This is a genomic window from Nocardia sp. NPDC052566 (assembly GCF_044547285.1).
In the GTDB taxonomy this organism is placed as follows: Bacteria; Actinomycetota; Actinomycetes; order Mycobacteriales; family Mycobacteriaceae; genus Nocardia.
Genome location: NZ_JBIUAF010000007.1, coordinates 370,128 through 391,017 on the forward strand (window position 1 = coordinate 370,128; position 20,890 = coordinate 391,017).

Below are 20,890 nucleotides of genomic sequence, written 5' to 3' on the forward strand. Positions count from 1 at the left end.
TCAGGACATCCCGGGGAGGAGTTGGACGACGAGGTCGATGAGCTTGATGCCGATGAACGGCGCGACGATGCCGCCGAGGCCGTAGATCGTCAGGTTGCGGCTCAACAACTTCGACGCGTTGGAGGGCCGATAATTGACACCGCGCAGCGCCAGCGGGATCAGCGCCACGATGATGATCGCGTTGAAGATGACCGCCGACAGGATCGCCGACTGCGGGCTGGCCAGCCGCATGATGTTCAGCGCGTCCAGGCCGGGGAACAGCGCGACGAACAGCGCCGGAATGATGGCGAAGTACTTGGCGATGTCGTTGGCGATGGAGAAGGTGGTCAGCGCGCCGCGGGTGATGAGCAGCTGTTTGCCGATCTCGACGATCTCGATCAGCTTGGTCGGATCCGAATCCAGATCGACCATATTGCCCGCTTCTTTGGCCGCCGAGGTGCCGGTGTTCATCGCGACGCCGACGTCGGCCTGGGCGAGCGCGGGGGCGTCGTTGGTGCCGTCACCGGTCATCGCGACGAGGCGGCCGCCGTCCTGCTCCTTCTTGATCAGCGCGAGCTTGTCCTCCGGAGTGGCCTCGGCGAGGAAGTCGTCCACGCCCGCCTCGTCGGCGATCGCCTTGGCGGTCAACGGATTGTCGCCGGTGATCATGACGGTGCGGATGCCCATCCTGCGCATCTCGTCGAAACGCTCACGCATGCCCTGCTTCACGACGTCCTTGAGGTGAATGACGCCGAGCACCTTGGCTTTTCCGTCCACCACCTCGCCGACGACCAGTGGCGTGCCACCGGCGGCGGAGATGCCGTCGACGGCGGCGCCCAGTTCGGCGGGCACCGTACCGCCCTGTGCCCGAATCCATTCGGTAACGGCGCTGGCCGCACCCTTGCGCAGCTGCCGCCCGTCCACGTCGACACCGGACATCCGGGTCTGCGCGGTGAACTCCACCCAGTGCGCGTGCGTCAGCTCACCGGGCGTGCGCTCGCGCAGCCCGTAGGCCTGCTTGGCGTACACCACGATGGAGCGACCCTCCGGCGTCTCGTCCGCGAGGCTGGAAAGCTGTGCGGCGTCGGCCAATTCGTCCTTGGATACACCGGGTACCGGTACGAATTCCGAGGCCTGCCGGTTGCCGAGGGTGATGGTGCCGGTCTTGTCGAGCAGCAGCGTGTTCACATCGCCGGCGGCCTCGACCGCGCGCCCGGACATGGCGAGCACATTGCGCTGCACCAGGCGGTCCATGCCCGCGATGCCGATGGCCGAGAGCAGCGCGCCGATGGTGGTCGGGATAAGGCAGACCAGCAGCGAGACCATCACGATGCCGGTGATGCCGTTGACGTCGAGCGCCGAACTGTCCGGCACGCCGGGGTTGTTCGACTTCGAGAAGATCGCCAGCGGCTGCAGTGTGGTCACCGCGAAGACGAAGATGATGGTCAGTGCCGCGAGCAGGATGTTGAGTGCGATCTCGTTGGGCGTCTTCTGCCTGCTCGCGCCCTCGACGAGCGCGATCATCTTGTCGATGAAGCTCTGGCCGGGCTCCTGGGTGATCTTGACGACGATGCGGTCGGACAGCACCGTGGTGCCGCCGGTGACCGCCGAGCGGTCGCCGCCGGATTCCCGGATCACCGGCGCGGATTCACCGGTGATGGCCGATTCGTCCACCGAGGCAATGCCTTCCACGACATCGCCGTCGCCGGGGATGACCTGTCCGGCCTCGACGACGACGTGATCGCCGCGGCGCAGATCCGGTGCGCCGACCTTCTCCTCGACCACCCGCGCACCGGGCGACCATTCGACGAGCCGCCGGGCGACGGTGTCGGTCTTGGCCTTGCGCAGGGTGTCCGCCTGCGCCTTGCCCCGGCCCTCGGCCACCGCTTCCGCGAGATTGGCGAAAATCACGGTGAGCCACAGCCATACGACGATGGCCCAGGCGAAGAAGGTCGGCTCGGTCAGCGCGAGCACGGTCGACCAGATCGCGCCGATCTCCACGATGAGCATCACCGGGTTGCGCCACATGGTGCGCGGATCGAGTTTGCGCACCGCGTCGGGCAGCGAGGTCAGCAGCATCTTGGGGTCGAGCGCGCCCTTGCGTACGCCCTTGCCCCGATGTTCGGGCTTGTGGCCGGGCCCGACCGGATTGGTCTTTTCGATAGTGGGACTGGTCATTTCAGTGGATTCCTTCAGCGAGCGGCCCGAGCGCGAGTGCGGGCAGGAAGGTGAGCGCGACCAGGATCACCGTCACACCGACGACCATGCCGACGAACTGCGGCTTGTGCGTCGGCAGCGTGCCGATCGACTCGGGAGTGGTGCCCTGGCCCGCCAGCGAACCGGCGAGTGCGAGCACGAAGATGATCGGCAGGAACCGGCCGAAGACCATGGCGAGGCCGAGCGCGGTGTTGTACCACTCGGTATTGCCGGACAGGCCCGCGAACGCGGAGCCGTTGTTGTTCGCGGCAGAGGTGAAGGCGTACAGCACTTCCGAGAGCCCGTGCGGGCCCGTATTCGCCATCGCGGCGCGCTGGCCGGGCGTCGCCATCGCGATTGCCGTGCCTACCAGCACGATCAGCGGGCTCACCAGGAAATACGAAGCGGCCAGCTTGATTTCGCGCGGAGTGATCTTCTTGCCGAGGTATTCCGGTGTGCGCCCGACCATCAGGCCCGCGACGAAGACGGTGATCACCGCGAGGATCAGCATGCCGTAGAGGCCGGATCCGGTGCCGCCCGGCGCCACCTCGCCCAGCTGCATGTTGAACATCGTCATCATGCCGCCGAGGCTGGTGTAGGAGTCGTGGAACGAGTCGACGGCGCCGGTCGAGGTGAGCGTGGTCGCGGAGGCGAAGGTCGCGGAATCGGCCACGCCGAACCGGGTTTCGACGCCCTCCATCGCCGCGCCGATCGCGGTCGGTGCGGTGCCGTGGTGTGCGAGCTGGAAGATGTTCTGCAGCACCGTGCTGATCAGCGCGATGATGCCCATCACCGCGACGATGGCGTAGCCCTGCTTCTTGCTGCCGACCATGCGCCCGAAGGTGCGCGGCAGCGAGAAGCTGATCACCAGGATCAGGAAGATCTCCACCCAGTTGGTCCAGGTGGCGGGGTTCTCGAACGGGTGCGCGGAGTTGGCGTTGTAGAAGCCGCCGCCGTTGGTGCCGAGTTCCTTGATGACCTCCTGGCTGGCCACCGGGCCGCCGGTGATGGTCTGCTCGGCGCCGCCGAGGGTCTGCGCGACCTGGTCGTGCAGGTGGAAGTTCTGGATCGCGCCGCCGGCGATCAGCACGATCGCGAAGACGAAGGCGATCGGCAGCAGGATGCGGAGGGTGCCGCGCACCAGGTCGACCCAGAAGTTGCCGAGATCGCCGGTGTGCCTGCGCGCGAAGCCGCGGACCAGCGCGACCGCCACCGCGATGCCGACCGCCGCGGAGACGAAGTTCTGCACCGCGAGCCCGGCCATCTGCACCAGGTGGCCCTGGGTCGACTCGCCGGCGTAGTTCTGCCAGTTCGTATTCGTGACGAAGCTGATCGCGGTGTTCCAGGCCAGCGCCGGGGTCATCTCGGTGGCCGGATCGTTCAGGTGCAGCGGCAGCTTGCCCTGGACCAGCTGGAAGAAGAACAGGAACAGCACGCTGACCGCCGAGAAAGCCAGCACACTGCGGGCATACACGGCCCAGGTCTGCTCGACCTCGGGCTGCACGCCGATGGCCTTGTAGATCACGCGTTCGGCGCGGGAGTGCTTGGTGCCGTTGTAGACCCGGTACATGTAGTCGCCGAGCGGCACGTGCACCAGGGCGAGCGCGATGACCAGGGATGCGATGAACGCGATCCCCGCTGTTGTCGTGTTCACCTAGAACCTCTCGGGGAAGAGCAGCGCGACGACCATGTAGATCGCGACGGCGACGGCGAGAACCAGACCGATCAGGTTCGCGATCACAGCTTCTCCACCCCTCGCTGGATCAGGCCCAGCAGCGCGAACACCGCGACTGTGAGCAGAGCGAACACCAGAACAGACATGACTGAAACAACCTCCATTCGCGCTCCATCCGTGGAGCGCGCCAACGGCGAGTCAATCGCTCGATTCGGGCACAGCGGGGCTTCCTTACGACTCCTTAGCGGCGTCGACCTCCGCCTTTGCGGTTCGTTTACAGCGGGTCGTGGGATAACTGAAAGGATGCCGTCAATGTGCGCCCGCAACCCGTAAACACTCCGTAAAGACGCGGGCGATCCGCGAATGCGGCGGTAGTAGTTGAGAGCCGGCCAGGTGGACGACTCCAGCGCAACCGGTGACCTATCGGTTGTCAGGAAGGATCGCCATGTCGGCTGTCACCGTCGCCTTGCTCGTCGGGTTCGTAGCCTGTGCGCTGCTGATTCGCGCGCGCGGCGCCCAGAGCGCCGAGCGGCGGTCGCCGGAGGCGGATGCCGATCGGGTCCGGATGTGGCGTGCGGCGGATGTCTGACCTACCGACCACGCCCGCCGCACCGGCCCGGTGCGGCGGATGCTCCGGACAGGAATCGCGACGCGCGATGATGGAGCAGTGAAACGCGGGCAACTACGGATCTACCTCGGCGCGGCCCCGGGTGTCGGCAAGACGTTCGCCATGCTCGGTGAGGCCCATCGCAGGCTGGAACGCGGCCGCGATGTGATGGCGGCGGTCGTCGAGACGCACGGCAGGCCCAAGACCGCCGAACTGCTGGAGGGGATCGACCGTATCCCGCCGAAGATGGTCGAATACCGCGGCACCGCGTTTCCGGAGCTCGATGTCGACGAGGTGTTGCGCCGTCACCCGACGGTGGTGCTGGTGGATGAGCTGGCGCACACCAACACTCCGGGCAGCAAGCACGAAAAGCGCTGGCAGGATATCGAAGAGCTGCTCGACGCGGGCATCGATGTGATCTCCACGGTCAATGTGCAGCACCTGGAGAGCCTCAACGATGTGGTCGAGCAGATCACCGGGATCCAGCAGCGCGAGACCGTGCCGGACGCGGTGGTGCGCAGCGCCGATCAGGTGGAGCTGGTGGACATCACGCCGGAAGCGCTGCGGCGCAGGCTGTCCCACGGCAACGTCTACGCCGCCGACAAGGTCGACGCGGCGCTGCGCAACTACTTCCGGCCCGGAAACCTCACCGCGCTGCGGGAATTGGCGCTGCTGTGGCTGGCCGACCAGGTCGACTCGGCGCTGGCCAAGTATCGCGCCGACCACAAGATCACCGATCTGTGGGAGGCGCGCGAGCGGGTGGTCGTCGCGGTGACCGGTGGTCCGGAATCGGAGACCATCGTGCGCAGGGCCAGCCGGATCGCGACCAAGTCGAGCGCGGATCTCGTTGTGGTGCACGTGGTTCGAGGCGACGGCCTGGCCGGTGTCTCGACCGAGCGGATGGCACGGCTGCGCGATCTCGCGGCCAGCCTCGACGCCTCACTGCATACGGTCACCGGTGACGATGTGCCGACCGCGCTGCTGGAGTTCGCCCGCGAGGTCAACGCAACGCAGCTGGTGCTCGGTACGTCGCGGCGCTCGCGCTGGGCGCGCATGTTCGACGAGGGCATCGGCTCCACCGTGGTGCAGCGGTCCGGCAAGATCGACGTGCACATGGTGACCCACGAGGAGTCCAACCGCGGCACCAGGCGCGGCTCGCGCCTGCCGCGCAAACCGGCCGTCTGGCTCGGCGCGGTGCTGATGCCCATCGCGGTGTCCGCGATCAGCGCCGCGTTCCTGGACGGATTCCTCGATCTGGTCGGCATCAGCGCGGTGTTCTTCATCGGAGTGGTCGCGGTGGCGCTGGCGGGTGGCGTCGTGCCCGCGGCGCTGACGGCGCTGCTGTCCGGCTTCCTGCTGAACTGGTTCTTCGCCGAGCCGCGCTACAGCCTCACCATCGCCGAACCGAACAGCTTCATCACCGCGGTCGTGCTGCTCATCGTCGCGGTCGCGGTCGCGGCGCTGGTGGATGAGGCGACCAAGCGAACAAGGCAGGCGCGCAAAGCTTCCCGGCAGGCCGAACTGCTGACCATGTTCGCGGGCGCGGTGCTGCACGGCGCCGATCTGAACAATCTGCTCGAGCAGGTCAGGGAGACCTACGGTCAGCGCGCGGTCAGCCTGCTGTGCGGCGACCGGGTACTCGCGGAGGTCGGGCTCAATCCGCCGCAGCGCCCGGCCGACGCGGAAACCGTGGTCGAGGCGGGCGACGCCAACAACTGGCTGCTGCTCACCGGCCGTCCGCTCACCGCGGCCGATCGCCCGGTGCTCACCGCGGTCACCAATCAGGCCGTCGGGCTGGTCCGCCAGGCCAGGCTCGCCGAGGAGGCCAGCACCGCGGCCGCGCTGCTCGAGGCCGATCGGCTGCGCCGGGCGCTGCTGTCCGCGGTGAGCCACGATCTGCGCACCCCGCTGGCGGGCGCCAAGGCCGCGGTGTCGAGCCTGCGCAGCGACGATATCGAATTCTCCGTCGAGGACACCGCCGAGCTGCTCGAGACGATCGAGGAATCGGTGGATCAGCTGACCGCGCTGGTCGGCAACCTGCTCGATTCCTCGCGCCTCGCCGTCGGGGTGGTGAAACCACAGCTGCGCACCGTGTACATGGACGAGGTGGTGCACCGCGCGCTGGTGAGTGTCGGCATGGGGGCGCGCGGGCTGCGTCGCGCCGCGATGGACCGGGTGAAGGTGGAGGTCGGCGAGGTCTCGGTGCGCGGTGATGCCGGGCTGCTCGAGCGCGTCGTGGCCAACCTGATCGATAACGCGCTACGGCACGCGCCCCGCGACACGCCGGTGCGGGTCACCGCGGAACGGGAGGGTGACCGCGTGTCGATCGCGGTGATCGACACCGGTCCCGGTGTGCCGCCCGGGGCCGAGGAGCAGTTGTTCGAGCCGTTCCAGCGGCTCGGCGACCGGGACAACACCACCGGAGTCGGCCTCGGACTGTCCGTGGTGCGCGGATTCGTCGAGGCGATGGGCGGCTCCGTCCATGCCGAACCGACACCGGGTGGAGGATTGACCATGTTGGTCGACCTGCCCGCCGATGACAACGAAACGGAACAATGATGGATACGAAGGTGGGCCCGACACAGGAAGCCACGATGACCGACAAGAAGCAGGAAGCCACCGCGATCAGGGTGCTCGTCGTCGACGACGAGCCGCAGATCGTGCGCGCGCTGCGGATCAACCTGTCCGTGCGCGGTTACGAGGTGATCACCGCGGCCACCGGCGCCGCGGCGCTGCGCGCTGCCGCCGACAAGCATCCCGACGTGGTGATCCTCGACCTCGGCCTGCCGGATATCGACGGCATCGAAGTGCTGGCCGGACTGCGCGGCTGGTCGACCGCGCCGGTGATCGTGCTGTCCGCGCGTACCGATTCGGCGGACAAGGTCGAGGCGCTCGACGCGGGCGCGGACGATTACGTGACCAAACCGTTCGGCATGGATGAGCTGCTCGCCCGGCTGCGCGCCGCGGTGCGCCGCGGCGCCACCGATGCCGATACCGCCGATCCGGTCGTGGTGACCGCCTCGTTCACCGTCGACCTGGCGGCCAAGAAGGTCACCAAGAACGGCGAGACCGTCCATCTGACGCCGACCGAGTGGGGCATGCTCGAGATGCTCGTCCGCAACAAGGGCAAGCTGGTCGGCCGCCGGGAGCTGCTGCGCGAGGTGTGGGGCCCGTCGTACGCGACCGAAACACATTATCTGCGCGTATATCTCGCGCAGCTGCGGCGCAAGCTCGAGGACGATCCCTCGCATCCCAAGCACCTGCTCACCGAGGCGGGCATGGGGTATCGCTTCCAGGAGTAAGCGGTTCACAGCGGTTGCGCAACGCGACAACGGATTTCGTAAGTACATGGGTAACTCGCCGGGGACCGGCTAACTTGCCCACGACGCTACCGCCGGTCGCCAACGTCAATGTTGTGGCACCTAGGTCTGGCCTGAAGTCGCGGGGAGGCGGGATGGCAGGATCGAGATCATGGCTGACCAGACCGCACCCGTTACTACCACCGCCGCACCGGCCACTGCCGAGCCGACCACCCTGTGGGTGGAACGCACCGGCACCCGTGAGTACACCGGCCGCAGTTCGCGCGGCGGGGAGGTGCTGATCGGCTCCCAGGGCGTGCCCGGCCGGTTCACCCCCGGTGAGCTGCTGAAGATCGCGCTGGCGGGCTGCTCCGGGCTCAGCGCCGACTTCACCCTCGCCCGCAAGCTCGGCGACGACTTCGACGCCACCATCCGGGTCTCCGGCGACGCCGACCGGGAGAACGAGATGTACCCGCAGCTGGACGAGGTGTTCGAGCTCGACTTCAGCGAGCTGGACGAGGAGGCGCGCGAGCGGCTGCTCGTCGCGGCGCAGCGGGCGATCGACAAGGTGTGCACCGTGGGGCGGACGCTGAAGGCGGGCACCAAGGTGACGCTGTCGTTCGAGGTCGATGGCTGATCGGTTCGACGCGCGCGGCGCCGCGGACGGCGTCCGCTATGGTGCCGTCTGATGGGTGAATCACACGAAACCGCAGGACCGGTCCGGCTGAGCGCATGGGTGCACGGCCTCGTCCAAGGGGTCGGGTTCCGCTGGTGGACCCGATCCCGCGCGCTTGAGCTCGGCTTGCTCGGACATGCCACCAATGCGCGCGACGGGCGAGTGCATGTGGTGGCCGAAGGACCACGTCGAGCCTGTGAGCGCTTGCTCGACCTGCTACGTTCCGGTGAAACGCCTGGCCGGGTGACCCTCGTTGTGGAAAGCTGGGAGCCCGCGCGGGGCGAAATGTCCGGATTCGAGGAGCGCTGATGGTCTTTCGGGTGACGAGGGGGACTGGACGGTGAGTACGCGGCAACCCGGCGCCGGGGACGAGCGAGACCGGAATCGGCCCGACGGCGCCGCCGAGCCCGCGAAACCGGCAGAGCGCGAATCGGGTTCGCCGGAATCTGTACCCCCGCAGCCGGATCCGGCCTTCGGTGGTGTGCTCAGCGAAGTGGAGTACCCGGCGGAGGTCGCGCCCGTGCCGCCGCGCACGTTCGCGACACCGCCACGGCCGGGCAGCATTCAGCGCCAGCAGCCCGGTGTCACCCAGCCGCGCCCGCCGACGGTGGCCGAGGCCAGGGCTCGGGACAAGGCGCGCAAGCAGGCCGAGGAGCAGCAGCGCGCGGCGGCCGCGGCCGAACAGGCCAAGCGGCGTACCCGCAAGCGGGTGATGATCGGCGGCGTCGCGATCGTCGGTGTCGCGGCGCTCGTCGGCGGCGGATACCTCACCTATCGCGCGCTGACCGCGCCGGACAAGGTCACCGCGTACTGCGTGAAAACCGTTGACGGCCAAGAGGTCGTGGTCGACGACAGCAACTGCGGCGAGGGGCGTCCCGGCTTCATCGGCGGGCCCGGCGTGATCTTCCTCGGTGGCGGGCCGCAGTACCGGTACTACTACGGCGGCACCAACACCGTCGGCAAACCGCCCATCGGCGGCACCACCGTGCAACCCAAGGGCGCGGAGATAAAGACCAAGAGCGGCACCACGATTCAGCGCGGTGGGCTCGGCAGCAAGAGCACCGGCAGCGGAGGATCGTAGTGCGGCGAGTGCGCGGGACACCGCGGCCGGGATGGCAGCAGACGATCGAGAACCAGGGGCTGGTCTACGGCGCGCCCGGTCGCGACGCGAGCGGTCTGCCCAGGCCCTACTGGGACGAATCGGTGCACTACGAGTTCGAGATGGACGAGATCCTCGCGCTCGAAGCCGATGTCGAACTGCTGCACTCGATGTGCCTGAACGCGGTCGATCAGATCGTGCTCACCGAGCGATTCAAGGATTTCGGTCTGCCCGAATGGAGTTGGGGGCCGATCGCCGAATCGTGGCGGCGCGCCGACCCGCTCGTGTACGGGCGCTTCGATCTGCGCTACGACGCGCGGCGACCCGCGAAACTGCTGGAGTACAACGCGGATACGCCGACCTCGCTGCTGGAAGCCGCGATCGTGCAGTGGCATTGGCTCACCGACGTGTTTCCCGGTGGCGACCAATGGAATTCGCTGCACGAGAAGCTGGTGGAGCGCTGGGCCGCGCTGCGCGACGTCTTGCCGACCGCGCAACTGCATTTCAGCTGGTCCGGCGCGGACGCGACCGGTGAGGACAACGTCACCACCGCCTATATGCAGGAGACCGCGGCCGAGGCCGGATTCGACACCATCGCGCTGCCGATCGAGGAGATCGGATTCGATTCGGAGCTGGGACGTTTCGTCGACCTGGCGGAGGCGCCGATCGAGGCGATCTTCAAGCTCTACCCGTGGGAGTGGGTGCTCGACGACGATTTCGGCAAGCGGGTGGTGGCGAGCCTGCCGCAGACCATGTGGATCGAACCGCTGTGGAAGACGCTGCTGAGCAACAAGGCGATCCTCGCGGTGCTGTGGGAGATGTATCCGGGCCATCCGAATCTGTTGCCCGCCTACCTCGATCAGCCCAACGAGCTCACCGAGTACATCCGCAAACCCAAGCTCGGGCGCGAGGGCGCCAATATGACGATCGTCGGCGCGGGGATGGAAACCGCGACCGGCGGTGTGTACGGCGAAGAGGGTTTCGTCTACCAATTGCTCGACCCACTGCCCGAATTCGACGATATGCGCCCGGTGCTCGGCGCCTGGATCGTCGGTGATGCCGCTGCGGGCATGGGAATTCGGGAAACCGCCGGCCTGATCACCGACGACGGCTCCGCGTTCGTCCCGCATCGCATCAGCACGCCATGATCCGGATCGACCCCACCTCAACCACGTCGGAAGGACAACGATGACCGCCTTCGCCCTCGAATCGGGGTACTGGAATTCGCTCGGCACGGGCGTGGGGGCGATCATCCTCTACGCGCTGGTCGGCCTGGCCCTGATGCTCGTCGGCTTCTACGCCATCGACTTCACCACCCCGGGCAACCTGCGCAAGATGGTCTCCGACGGCAAACCCAACGCCATCATCGTCACCGCCGCGGGCATGATCAGCATGGCGTTCATCGTCGTCCTGGCCGTCTACGCCTCGGCGGGCAAGCTCTCCGAAGGTCTCATCGCCGCGCTGGTCTTCGGCCTGGTCGGCATCATCGCCCAGGTCGTCTCGGTCCGCGTGATCGAGAAGGCGCTCGGCATCGACATCGGCGCCGCCCTGCACTCCGACACGCGAACCACCGAAGTTCTCGTGGTGGCGGCAGCCCATTTCGCCCTCGGCCTGGTAGTCGCCGTAGCCATCCTCTGACCGGTAATTCGCCGAGCGCAGTCGAATGGCCCTGCGACACGCCGTAACCGGCGGCCGTTCGACTGCGCTCGATGGCGAGGCGAGCGCAGCTGGTGCGTGTCGGCGGCGCTGACCAGGCCATGTCCAGTTCACGGGCGAGCGGCGCTGAAGAACCGACGCCGGGGGTCTGGTCGCCCTGGCAATGTGTGCGGGTGTTGACATTCCATATTGGAGGGTGCATTCTTAGGTCACGTTCCACTGTGGAGGGTTGGAGCGAAGTAAGGAGCGGACATGGACATCTCGACCGGAACCAGGGCGTCGAACGCGGAGCGCGACGAGGTCGTGCGGCAGCTCGGGCGGCATATGGAGGACGGACGGATCGACCTGGCGGAGTACGACCAGCGGGTCGCGCAGGTGTACGCGACGCCGATGCGTGAGGACTTGGCCGCCGTGCTCGCCGATCTGCCGAAAGAGCGTGTCTCGCTGGTGAAGTCGCGGCCGCGGGTGCCGATCTGGCAGCAGATCGAGGGCAGCGCGTGGCTCGGTGTCAGCGTGCTTGTACTGGCGATCTGGGCCGCGATCTCGATCGGCGCCGGGGCGTTCACCTACTTCTGGCCGGTGTGGGTGATCGGGCCGTGGGGTGCGGTACTGGTGTTCCGCATGCTGGCCGGATTCGAAAACGGCCGCTTCAACGGCCGTTTCTTCGCCAAGCACAGCTGAGAACCGAGCGGAATCGCTCACCGCCTGAACCTCACCGATCTCCCACCATGCGCACCGATTTCAGCGCCGCGCAGTGAATGTGGCGAGAATTCGTGCGCGGCGCGTGGAATTCGTGTGCGGGACGATGCTGAGGCAAGCGCGGCGAGGTGGTGGGCTCGGGGAGTGCTACCTGTTGCGGGGGCGCCGACGGTGGCTGCTCGATGGGGCGTAGTCGTCCCGGTCGTAGTAGTCGTCTCGAGGTAGGTCGCGGCGGGCGTGGGTTGTTGATCGACGGCGTTGGGGGGCTGAGGATTCGGGCCATTTCGGCTGGTCTTGATAGGTGGGGCGGCGGGGTGCGGCGGCTGGGCCGCGGGGTTGTGCCGTCGGCTGGGGTAGTGGGTGGGCGAACTGGTCGGGGTTGATGACGGGGAGGGGTTCGGTGACCTGGGTGGGGCTTACGCCGCGTTCGCGGAAGGTGGCGGGGATGCCGTGCCGGTGCAGCCAGGCGCCGGGGTCCTGACGGCTCAGCCGATCCAGGTGGGGGACGATATCTTCGAGGAGATCGAGCAGGTCTTCGTCGTCGCCGCCGAGTGCGGCGCGGATGGCGGGGAAGGTGGTGTGGTGAAAGGTCCACGCCCACTCGTACTCCGGATACGTGCCGCCGAGATCCCGCCCGCGGAAGACGAGATCACCGGACCGCACCACCCTGGCGCGCACCGACCAGCCATCGGATTGGATCCGGAACTCCTGGGCCCGTTCCCGATCGCCGTCGGGTAGGCCTGCCCGCATCCCGGCATGATCGTCGGCATCACCATGATCGATCCCGAGCGCACCCCGCCCGACGGCCGATGACCGATCATGCGCCCGCCCGCGGTTGTCGGCTGCCCGGTGTCTGTCCGGCGCATGCCGGTCCGATTCGGCGTAGATCTGGGCATCGTCGTACGGATCGAGGTCGTCATCGGTCGCCGAGCGGTTGCTGCGGATGGGGTGGATGTGGGGCGGGAGATTTTTGTGGTGGGCGATTTCGAACCAGGCGGCGGCGAAGGCCACCAATGCCAGCGTGCCCGCGACGGCGACCTCGATCCAGAGAATGGTCCCCTTGGCGGTTTCGCAGGCGTAGAGAAAGACCAGGCAGCCGACCAGTAGTGCCGTGATTCGGGCGAGACGGAACACGGTACCGGTCCCGGCGGCGGGCGCTGGCATACTCTGTGCTCCCCAAACAAACTTTGCAGCAAGCGGAATCAGACTGGATCGTATGCATACGACCGCCCTGCTCGCAGCGGTCACGTGCCGACCGAACAGTTCCTTGACGGGGGAGTGCCGAGGCCGTCCTGTTCTCGGCAAACTCGGAGCACACCGAAATACCCGATATCGCCGGGCGACTCGATAACCTACGTGTGTCTCCCCGACACGTGGCCGGTCCCGAGTTCGGGGTAATCCGTCACCGACGGATACCATGACGGGTCGCCCCGTATGAGTGCTGAGCAGGCGGAACCACGGAAAGGTCGTCGAATTTGCACCTGAAGAGCCTGACGTTGAAGGGCTTCAAATCCTTCGCGTCCGCGACGACACTGCGGTTCGAGCCGGGGATCACCTGCGTGGTCGGCCCCAACGGCTCGGGCAAATCCAACGTGGTCGACGCGCTCACCTGGGTGATGGGTGAGCAGGGCGCCAAGGCGCTGCGCGGCGGCAAAATGCAGGACGTCATCTTCGCGGGCACGTCGGGCCGCGCGCCGCTCGGCCGCGCCGAGGTGACGCTGACCATCGACAACTCCGACGGCGCACTGCCCATCGACTACGCCGAGGTGTCCATCACCCGGCGCATGTTCCGCGACGGGGCGGGCGAATACGAGATCAACGGCAGCTCGTGCCGGCTGATGGATGTGCAGGAACTGCTCAGCGACTCCGGTATCGGCCGGGAAATGCACGTCATCGTCGGCCAGGGCCAGCTGTCGGCCATCCTGGAATCGCGTCCGGAGGATCGCCGTGCGTTCGTCGAAGAGGCCGCCGGCGTGCTCAAACACCGTAAGCGCAAGGAAAAAGCGGTACGCAAGCTGGAGGCCATGCAGGCCAATCTGGCGCGCCTGACCGATCTCACCACCGAACTGCGCCGCCAGCTCAAACCGCTCGGCAGGCAGGCCGAGGTGGCGCGCCGCGCCCAGACCGTTCAGGCCGACCTACGTGACGCGCGACTGCGCCTGGCCGCCGACGACCTGGTCACCAGGCGCGGCGAGCTGGAGGGCCAGCAGAGCAAGGAAGCGTACGCACGCGAGCAGCAGATCACCGTGCAGACCGAGCTCGATGCCGCCAATGCCGCGCTGGCCCAACAGGAATTCCAGCTCAGCAGGCTGACCCCGAGCGCGGAGGCCGCCGCGCAGACCTGGTTCCAGCTGTCCGCGCTGGCCGAACGCGTCAACGCCACCATTCGCATCGCCAGCGATCGCGCCAGGCATCTCGATACCGAAGTCCCCACCGGCACCGGCCGCGATCCCGAGCAGCTGGAGGCGGAGGCCGAGCGCGTCGAGCTCGAGGAGGCCGAGCTGCTCGAGGCCGTCGAGATGGCGACCGAGACGCTCGAGGCCGCCAGGGACGCGCTGGCCGAACGCGAACAGGCCGCCAAGGCCGCCGAGCAGGCGCATCTGGCCGCGGTACGCGCCATCGCCGACCGCCGCGAAGGGCTGGCCAGACTTTCCGGTCAGGTCGACACCCTGCGCACCAGGGCGCAGTCGGTGGACGGCGAGATCACCCGGCTGTCCACCGCGATCGTCGAGGCCCGCCGCCGCGGCGAGGAGGCGCAGGCCGAATTCGACAGCGTCCAGGCCGAACTCGGTGAGCTCGACGCGGGCGAAGCGGGCCTGGACACCCAGCACGAGCACGCCGTCGAGGCATTGGAGCTGGCCGACAAGCGCGTCACCGAACTGCGCGAGCAGGACCGCGACGCGGGTAAGCGGGTCGCGTCGCTGACCGCGCGCATCGAGGCGCTCGGCATGGGCCTCGCGCGCAGGGACGGCGCGGCGTGGCTGCTGGAGAACCGTGCGCAGGGACTGCTCGGCCCGCTGTCCGGACTGCTGCGCGTGCACGGCGGCTTCGAGGCCGCGGTCGCCGCCGCGCTCGGCCCGCTCGCCGACGCGGTCACCGCCGACACCGGCCATTCCGCGCACGCCGCGGTGCGCGCGCTGAAGGAGGCCGACGGCGGGCGCGTCGCGGTGGTGTACGCCGCGAACCACACGCCCCGCCCGCAGAGCGATCCGCTGCCGGGCTCGGCCCGCTGGCTCGCCGACGTGGTGGACTGCCCCGACCACATGCGCGCCGCCGTCACCGCGCTGACCGCCGGTATCGCGGTCGTCGACACGCTCACGGCGGCAACCGAACTCGTCGCCATGCGCCCGCAGCTGCGTGCCGTGACCAGGGAGGGCGATCTCACCGGCACCGGCTGGGTGCTCGGCGGCTCCGATCGTGCGCCGAGTCAGCTGGAGATCCAGGCCGATATCGATGCGGCCAAGGCCGAGCTGATCGCCGCGCACCGCCGTGCCGAGGAACTGGAGGCCGCGCTATCCGGTGCGCTCGCCGAACAGTCCGATCGCAAGGAAGCCGTCGACCAGGCACTGCTCGCACTGCACGAATCCGACCAGTCGATGGTCGCCATCTACGACCGGCTCGGCAGGCTCGGCCAGGCCGCACGCACCGCGCAGGCCGACAGCGATCGCCTCATCGCCCAGCGGATGGACGCCGAGACCGGCCGCGAGGAGGATCTCACCGCGCTCGCCGAGCTGGAGGACCGGCTGCGCAACGCCGAGCTGGAACATTCCGAGGCCGATACCGAGGGCGCCGCCGCGGGCACCGAGTTCGCCGGCCGCGAACGCGAAGAGGCGGCCGCCGCGCTCGCCGAGGCCAGGTCCATGGAGGTCGAGGCCCGCCTCGCGGTGCGCACCGCCGAGGAACGCGCGGAATCGGTACGCGGCAAGGCGGATTCGCTGCGCCGCGCGGCCCGCGCCGAACGGGAGAGCCGGGCGCGCGCCGAACGCGCGCAGGCCGCGCGCCGCAAGGCCGCCGAGGTCGCCGCCGCCGTCGCCGCATCTGGCGCGAAGGTAGCCGCCGAATTGGAATCCGTTGTCGCCGAGGCATCCGCGCGCCGCGACGATCTGGTCCGCCGCCGCACCGAGGTCGCCGCGCAGGTCGATCAGGTCAAGGAGCGCGTGCGCGCGCTGACCGCCCAGCTGACCCAGCTCACCGACGCCGTGCACCGCGACGAGGTGGCGAAAGCACAGGCCGCCTTGCGAATCGAACAGCTGGAGGCGAATATCGCCGAGCAGTTCGGCCTCGCGCTGTCCGATCTGATCGCCGAGTACGGCCCCGACGTGCCGATGCCGCCCTCGGAGCTGGAGTGGCAGGAGTACGAGCAGGCCAAGGAGCGCGGCGAACAGGTCAACCCGCCCGCGCCGCTGCCCTACGACCGCCAGACCCAGGAGCGTCGCGCCAAGCGCGCCGAGAAGGATCTGAACACCCTCGGCAAGGTGAATCCCCTTGCGCTGGAGGAGTTCGCGGCGCTCGAGGAGCGCTACAACTTCCTGGCCACCCAGCTGGAGGACGTCAAGAACGCCCGCAAGGACCTGATGGAGGTGGTCGCCGAGGTCGACGCCAGGATCCTGCAGGTGTTCACCGAGGCATACGAGGATGTGGAACGCGAATTCGTCGGCGTCTTCGCGAAGCTGTTCCCCGGCGGCGAGGGCAGGCTGGTGCTCACCGACCCGTCCGACATGCTGACCACCGGCATCGAGGTGGAGGCCCGCCCGCCGGGCAAGAAGGTCAAGCGGCTGTCGCTGCTGTCCGGCGGCGAGAAGTCGCTGACCGCGGTCGCGCTGCTGGTGGCCATCTTCCGCGCCCGCCCCTCGCCGTTCTACGTGATGGACGAGGTCGAGGCCGCGCTGGACGATACCAATCTGCGCAGGCTGATCGGCCTGTTCGAGCAGCTGCGCGAGAAGAGCCAGCTGATCGTCATCACGCACCAGAAGCCGACCATGGAGATCGCCGACGCGCTCTACGGCGTCAGCATGCGCGGCGACGGCATCACCCAGGTGATCTCGCAGCGGATGCGCGGCGAGAACCTGGTCGGCGCCGCCAGCTGACCCCACTGTCCGATATTCAGTGCGCTGCGGTCAGCAGGGGACTGAGCTGGGCGGACCCGGTTGTGGTCAGCCAGGATTCGAGGGTTTGCATGGCCGGGTGAATAGCCCGCAGGGCCGGGAGGTCGGCGTGCCAGCCGCCGGTCTCGCGGACCAGCCGCCAGATGCTGGCGATCTCCGCGCCGAGCGCTGTCGCCTCGGCTTCGGTCATCTCCTGGTAGCGGACCTGATGGCCGGTGGTCCGGCTGATCAACGCCGCGGCGTCGACCGGAGTGATCGCGTCACCGGCCAATTCGATGATCTGCCCGTGGAAGCGGGCGGGGTCGGCGAAGGCCAGCGCCGCGAATTCGGCGATATCCGCGAGCGCGATCATCTGCAGCGGCCGGTCGGCGGGGAACAGATGCCGGTGCACGCCGTCGGCGATGCCGTCGACCATGGCGTCGCGCATCAAGTAGTTCTCCATGAAGCGCACCGGGCGAAGGATGGTGTAGTGGGCGCCGGAGGCGATGACCGCGGCCTCGGTTCGCTTCTTGCCGACCGCGCCCCACCGTGCGTCATCGCTCAAGGAGGCGATGCTGGTGAACACGATGTGGTCGACACCGACGTGCCGGGCCGCGTCGACCACCGCGATACCGCCCGCGGCTTCTTGCTCGACATCCCAGCCCTGTGGGCCGTAAGAGGCCGCGGTGACCAGGAATACCGCGCGCACGCCGGTGAGCGCGGCGGGCAGTGTCTCGGGCGCGGTGAAATCACCGGTTACCAATTCGGCGCCCGCCTCGGCCAGCGCGCGGGCCGCCGGCGCCTGCGGATCGCGCACCAGCGCGCGCACCGGGAGGCCGTCGGCGAGCAGCTTGCGCGCGGTCGCGCCGCCCTGCTTGCCGGTGGCGCCGGTGACCAGGATGGGGTTCTGCTGAGGGGACATATCCGCCTTCTCTGCTTGGAGCTACATTCTCGGTAGAATCGGGTTGTTCGACCCGCTTCTGCAAGATACGGGTGTCGAAACCCTGTCGACCAGGCCGAAACGAAAGGGCCGTAACGAATGTTGGCCAATCCCACCGGGCCCGGCCTCGCCGCGCGTGCGGACGCCCGCCGTAACCGCGCCTTGGTGCTGGCCGCGGCGCAGGACGCCTTCGCCGAGCGCGGCCTCTCGGTATCGCTGGTCGAGGTCGCGCGCAGGGCGGGCGTAGGTGCGGGGACTGTGCATCGCCATTTTCCGACGAAAGCCCATCTGCTGGAAGCGGTTATGCAGCAGCGCGTCGACCGGCTCGCCGCCCTGGCGTCAGGGTTCCTCGCGGCGGACGACGCGGGCACGGCGTTCTTCATGGTCTGCGTCGAGGTGGTTCGCTCCGCCTCGGCCAACCAGGCGCTTTGCGGTGTCGTCATGTCCGACGACGGATGGCCGCGCGCCGTATTGGACGGTGCGGGAGCACGATTCAATCAGGCGCTCGGCGCGCTGCTGCACAAGGCGCAGCGGCAAGGCGCGGTCCGCGCCGACATCACCCTGCCCGACCTGGTCGCCTTGTTCACCGGATGCGTTGCCATCCAACGTCTCCCGGGCAACACCGGCCGACTTGCCCGCCCCGCCGCGCTGGTGCTCGATTCGCTGCGTGGGCCGACCGCTCCCGCGACCGTTACGAAACTCCTGCACGATCCCCAGCGCCATAACGAAATTCGGCGCCGTAACGAAACCGGCGGCCCGCACTGCCCGATCTGCGACACCCCGATCCGCCCCACCCGCACCGGCCGTCCCGCGCGCTACTGCTCTGCGGCGTGCAGGCAGAAGGCGCACCGCGAGAGGTCCGCGGCGCGCAGCACATCGGTGTAGCGCCCTAGAGCAGGTCGCTCACGTCGTCGGGTACGTCGACGGCGTATTTGCGCAAGATGTCCATGGAGATCACTTCCAGGGCGTTCTCGTGGGTGGCGGCCAGCACAACGGGCGCGGCGACACCGTCCTCGTGCGCGTGCAGCCAGCGCACGGCTACCACGCACCACCGGTCCCCCGGTTGCAGGCCGGGGAAGTTGTTCTCCGGGCGCGGTGTGCTCAAGTCGTTGCCGATGGAGGCCTGGTGCTCCAGAAACTCTGCCGTGACGACGGTGCACACGGTGTGGCTGCCCAAGTCCTCCGGTCCGGTGCTGCAGCAGCCGTCCCGGTAGAAGCCGGTGAGTGGATCGGTGCCGCACTCTTCCAGCGGCCCCCCAAGCACGTTTCGATCGGTCACAGCGCCGATCCTATTGTTCATTCGCGAGAAGTTCCGCAGGACAAGAAATCTCGGGGGTTGTGTCCGGTGTCCGACCGGGGACATCCTGGTCGGCCCGCGGCGTGCCAGGCGACTCGACGGCCAGGTAGGGCGAGTGGTTCTGCAAGGATGGACCGCGTGAGTTCCGAAGCGTGGATCCTGATCGCCGCGATTGCCGCCGTGCTGCTGGTCGCCCTGGTAGCGGGTTTTGTCCTGTACAAACGCCGCCGCGTCTCATTGACGCCACCGGTCGACGAGCGGGAGCTGACCGACCGGTCGGGCGGATACGCGGCATCCGGCGGATTCAGCTTCAGCACGGGCGGCGCCGACACCACACCGCGCCCGGACCCCGTGCCGATCGAGCGGACCGATACCGAAGGTCAGCCGCATATCGGCGACGACGCGGCCATTCCGCGCGACGCGCCGAAGCGGGGCATCACCAATGTCGCGCTGCCCGAGGCCGACGTCGAGGACGTGACATCGGACACAGCGACAGCCGAATCGGCTACCGCCACCACGGAATCGGACACTTCGGTCACTGAACCCGACACCGTCACCGACGAATCGGCTGCCTCGGCAACCGAATCCGCGGCGACCGAGGACACCGCCGAGGAGGCTGTGTCCGCCCCGCCGACCGCGGAGGGCGCCGAATCCGCGCCGCCGCTGGAGGAGATCGACCCCACCGCGGGCCGCCTGGTCCGCCTGCGCGGCCGCCTCGCCCGCTCGCAGAACGCGGTGGGTAAATCCCTGCTCGGCCTGCTCGGCGGCGGCGATCTGGACGACGACTCCTGGGAAGAGGTCGAGGACACCCTGGTCCTCGCGGACCTCGGCACCGCGAGCACCGCGGCCGTCGTCGCGCGGTTGCGTGAGGAGATGGCCTCGCGCAGCGTGCGCACCACCGATCAGGCCCGCGCTGTGCTGCGCGAGGTGCTGATCGAGGCGCTGCGCCCGGAACTCGACCGCTCGGTGCGCGCGCTGCCGCACGACGATCATCCGTCTATCCTGCTCGTCGTCGGAGTCAACGGCACCGGAAAGACCACGACCACCGGCAAACTCGCCCGTGTGCTCGTCGCCGACGGCCGCAGGGTGCTGCTCGGTGCCGCCGATACCTTCCGCGCCGCGGCCGCCGATCAGCTGCAGACCTGGGGTGAGCGCGTCGGCGCGGATACCGTGCGCGGTCGCGAGGGCGCCGATCCGGCCGCGGTCGCCTTCGACGCGGTGAGCGCGGGCATCGACCGCGGCGTCGATGTGGTGCTCATCGATACCGCGGGCAGGCTGCACACCAAGACCGGCCTGATGGACGAGCTCGGCAAGGTCAAGCGGGTGGTGGAGAAGAAGGCCGCCGTCGACGAGGTGCTGCTCGTCCTGGACTCCACCGTCGGCCAGAACGGGCTCATGCAGGCCAGGGTGTTCGCCGAGGTGGTCGACATCAGCGGCGTGGTGCTCACCAAGCTGGATGGAACGGCCAAGGGCGGCATCGTCTTCCAGGTCCAGCACGAGCTCGGGGTTCCGGTGAAACTGGTCGGCCTCGGTGAGGGCGCGGACGATCTCGCACCGTTCGAGCCCGCCGCCTTCGTCGACGCGCTGCTCGGCTAGCGCACGACCTACCGGCGCCCGGCCGCACTCCTGTGCGCGGCCGGGCGTCCGCGTTTCGGGCGTCCTGCCAGCGACCGTGAATATGCC

General features: G+C 68.4%; 19 protein-coding genes. 12 read left to right on the forward strand and 7 right to left on the reverse strand.

The annotated features are described in order from the left end of the window. From kdpB to ACIG5A_RS36425, 4 genes are read right to left on the reverse strand one after another with little or no spacing between them, the layout of a single operon-like run. Entirely contained in the window at positions 1 to 2,157 is a 2,157-nt protein-coding gene (gene kdpB / locus ACIG5A_RS36410; protein ID WP_397248681.1) for a potassium-transporting ATPase subunit KdpB, read from the reverse strand. 1 nt (position 2,158) lies between these two features. Continuing rightward, positions 2,159 to 3,829 carry a potassium-transporting ATPase subunit KdpA gene (gene kdpA / locus ACIG5A_RS36415; protein WP_397248683.1) on the reverse strand — a complete coding sequence of 557 codons (1,671 nt, stop codon included), beginning with the start codon at positions 3,827 to 3,829 and terminating at the stop codon, positions 2,159 to 2,161. Next, positions 3,830 to 3,916 (reverse strand): K(+)-transporting ATPase subunit F, encoded by an 87-nt coding sequence (kdpF, locus tag ACIG5A_RS36420; RefSeq protein ID WP_397249441.1) that lies wholly within the window; start codon positions 3,914 to 3,916, stop codon positions 3,830 to 3,832. Beyond that, the gene (locus tag ACIG5A_RS36425; RefSeq protein ID WP_397248685.1) at positions 3,913 to 4,014 is read right to left on the reverse strand and encodes a potassium-transporting ATPase; all 102 of its coding nucleotides are present in this window, start codon (positions 4,012 to 4,014) and stop codon (positions 3,913 to 3,915) included. Before ACIG5A_RS36425 ends, kdpF begins: the two co-directional genes overlap by 4 nt. A gap of 281 nt (positions 4,015 to 4,295) precedes the next feature. On the opposite strand from ACIG5A_RS36425, the gene ACIG5A_RS36430 reads away from it, so the two are divergent. The 9 genes from ACIG5A_RS36430 (at position 4,296) to ACIG5A_RS36470 (ending at position 11,868) form a co-directional block, all read left to right on the forward strand. Further along, entirely contained in the window at positions 4,296 to 4,439 is a 144-nt protein-coding gene (locus ACIG5A_RS36430; protein ID WP_397248687.1) for a hypothetical protein, read from the forward strand. 78 nt (positions 4,440 to 4,517) lie between these two features. After that, entirely contained in the window at positions 4,518 to 7,016 is a 2,499-nt protein-coding gene (locus ACIG5A_RS36435; protein ID WP_397248689.1) for an ATP-binding protein, read from the forward strand. A gap of 35 nt (positions 7,017 to 7,051) precedes the next feature. Further along, a complete protein-coding gene (locus ACIG5A_RS36440; protein ID WP_397248691.1) occupies positions 7,052 to 7,759 on the forward strand; it encodes a response regulator in 708 nt (235 codons plus the stop codon). A gap of 169 nt (positions 7,760 to 7,928) precedes the next feature. Next, entirely contained in the window at positions 7,929 to 8,393 is a 465-nt protein-coding gene (locus ACIG5A_RS36445; RefSeq protein ID WP_397248693.1) for an OsmC family protein, read from the forward strand. Positions 8,394 to 8,444: 51 nt separating this feature from the next. Further along, positions 8,445 to 8,741 carry an acylphosphatase gene (locus tag ACIG5A_RS36450; RefSeq protein ID WP_397248695.1) on the forward strand — a complete coding sequence of 99 codons (297 nt, stop codon included), beginning with the start codon at positions 8,445 to 8,447 and terminating at the stop codon, positions 8,739 to 8,741. 31 nt (positions 8,742 to 8,772) lie between these two features. Then, complete coding sequence (locus ACIG5A_RS36455; RefSeq protein WP_397248697.1) at positions 8,773 to 9,513, forward strand: hypothetical protein; 741 nt, start codon at positions 8,773 to 8,775, stop codon at positions 9,511 to 9,513. Continuing rightward, positions 9,513 to 10,679, forward strand: coding sequence for a glutathionylspermidine synthase family protein (locus tag ACIG5A_RS36460; protein ID WP_397248699.1), 1,167 nt, complete (start codon positions 9,513 to 9,515; stop codon positions 10,677 to 10,679). The genes ACIG5A_RS36455 and ACIG5A_RS36460 overlap by 1 nt, the downstream gene beginning before the upstream one ends. A 40-nt stretch (positions 10,680 to 10,719) precedes the next feature. Continuing rightward, the gene (locus ACIG5A_RS36465; protein WP_397248701.1) at positions 10,720 to 11,169 is read left to right on the forward strand and encodes a DUF350 domain-containing protein; all 450 of its coding nucleotides are present in this window, start codon (positions 10,720 to 10,722) and stop codon (positions 11,167 to 11,169) included. Positions 11,170 to 11,439: 270 nt separating this feature from the next. Then, complete coding sequence (locus ACIG5A_RS36470) at positions 11,440 to 11,868, forward strand: DUF1707 domain-containing protein (protein WP_397248703.1); 429 nt, start codon at positions 11,440 to 11,442, stop codon at positions 11,866 to 11,868. A gap of 165 nt (positions 11,869 to 12,033) precedes the next feature. Here the strand turns inward: ACIG5A_RS36470 and ACIG5A_RS36475 are convergent, their stop codons facing one another. Then, entirely contained in the window at positions 12,034 to 13,050 is a 1,017-nt protein-coding gene (locus ACIG5A_RS36475) for a hypothetical protein (RefSeq protein WP_397248705.1), read from the reverse strand. Between the two features lie 311 nt (positions 13,051 to 13,361). On the opposite strand from ACIG5A_RS36475, the gene smc reads away from it, so the two are divergent. Further along, entirely contained in the window at positions 13,362 to 16,973 is a 3,612-nt protein-coding gene (gene smc / locus ACIG5A_RS36480; RefSeq protein WP_397248707.1) for a chromosome segregation protein SMC, read from the forward strand. A 16-nt stretch (positions 16,974 to 16,989) separates the two neighbouring features. Here smc and ACIG5A_RS36485 read toward each other — a convergent pair whose 3' ends face one another. Beyond that, entirely contained in the window at positions 16,990 to 17,892 is a 903-nt protein-coding gene (locus tag ACIG5A_RS36485; RefSeq protein WP_397248709.1) for an NmrA/HSCARG family protein, read from the reverse strand. Between the two features lie 117 nt (positions 17,893 to 18,009). Here ACIG5A_RS36485 and ACIG5A_RS36490 point away from each other — a divergent pair, with 117 nt between their 5' ends. Further along, positions 18,010 to 18,795: a TetR/AcrR family transcriptional regulator gene (locus ACIG5A_RS36490; protein ID WP_397248711.1), complete on the forward strand. Its 786-nt coding sequence runs from the start codon at positions 18,010 to 18,012 to the stop codon at positions 18,793 to 18,795. Between the two features lie 4 nt (positions 18,796 to 18,799). Here the strand turns inward: ACIG5A_RS36490 and ACIG5A_RS36495 are convergent, their stop codons facing one another. Beyond that, positions 18,800 to 19,189: a DUF2237 family protein gene (locus ACIG5A_RS36495; protein WP_019048221.1), complete on the reverse strand. Its 390-nt coding sequence runs from the start codon at positions 19,187 to 19,189 to the stop codon at positions 18,800 to 18,802. Between the two features lie 156 nt (positions 19,190 to 19,345). Here ACIG5A_RS36495 and ftsY point away from each other — a divergent pair, with 156 nt between their 5' ends. Then, complete coding sequence (ftsY, locus tag ACIG5A_RS36500) at positions 19,346 to 20,803, forward strand: signal recognition particle-docking protein FtsY (RefSeq protein ID WP_397248713.1); 1,458 nt, start codon at positions 19,346 to 19,348, stop codon at positions 20,801 to 20,803. Positions 20,804 to 20,890 lie beyond the last annotated feature (87 nt).

Bases quoted from the DNA above. Each gene is read 5' to 3' on its own strand.
- ACIG5A_RS36450 (WP_397248695.1), top strand. From the start codon at position 8,445: ATGGGTGAATCACACGAAACCGCAGGACCGGTCCGGCTGAGCGCATGG.
- kdpB (WP_397248681.1), bottom strand. From the start codon at position 2,157: ATGACCAGTCCCACTATCGAAAAGACCAATCCGGTCGGGCCCGGCCAC.
- ACIG5A_RS36440 (WP_397248691.1), top strand. From the start codon at position 7,052: ATGACCGACAAGAAGCAGGAAGCCACCGCGATCAGGGTGCTCGTCGTC.
- ACIG5A_RS36425 (WP_397248685.1), bottom strand. From the start codon at position 4,014: ATGGAGGTTGTTTCAGTCATGTCTGTTCTGGTGTTCGCTCTGCTCACA.
- ACIG5A_RS36485 (WP_397248709.1), bottom strand. From the start codon at position 17,892: ATGTCCCCTCAGCAGAACCCCATCCTGGTCACCGGCGCCACCGGCAAG.
- ACIG5A_RS36430 (WP_397248687.1), top strand. From the start codon at position 4,296: ATGTCGGCTGTCACCGTCGCCTTGCTCGTCGGGTTCGTAGCCTGTGCG.
- ACIG5A_RS36490 (WP_397248711.1), top strand. From the start codon at position 18,010: ATGTTGGCCAATCCCACCGGGCCCGGCCTCGCCGCGCGTGCGGACGCC.
- ACIG5A_RS36445 (WP_397248693.1), top strand. From the start codon at position 7,929: ATGGCTGACCAGACCGCACCCGTTACTACCACCGCCGCACCGGCCACT.
- ACIG5A_RS36465 (WP_397248701.1), top strand. From the start codon at position 10,720: ATGACCGCCTTCGCCCTCGAATCGGGGTACTGGAATTCGCTCGGCACG.
- ACIG5A_RS36475 (WP_397248705.1), bottom strand. From the start codon at position 13,050: ATGCCAGCGCCCGCCGCCGGGACCGGTACCGTGTTCCGTCTCGCCCGA.
- ACIG5A_RS36470 (WP_397248703.1), top strand. From the start codon at position 11,440: ATGGACATCTCGACCGGAACCAGGGCGTCGAACGCGGAGCGCGACGAG.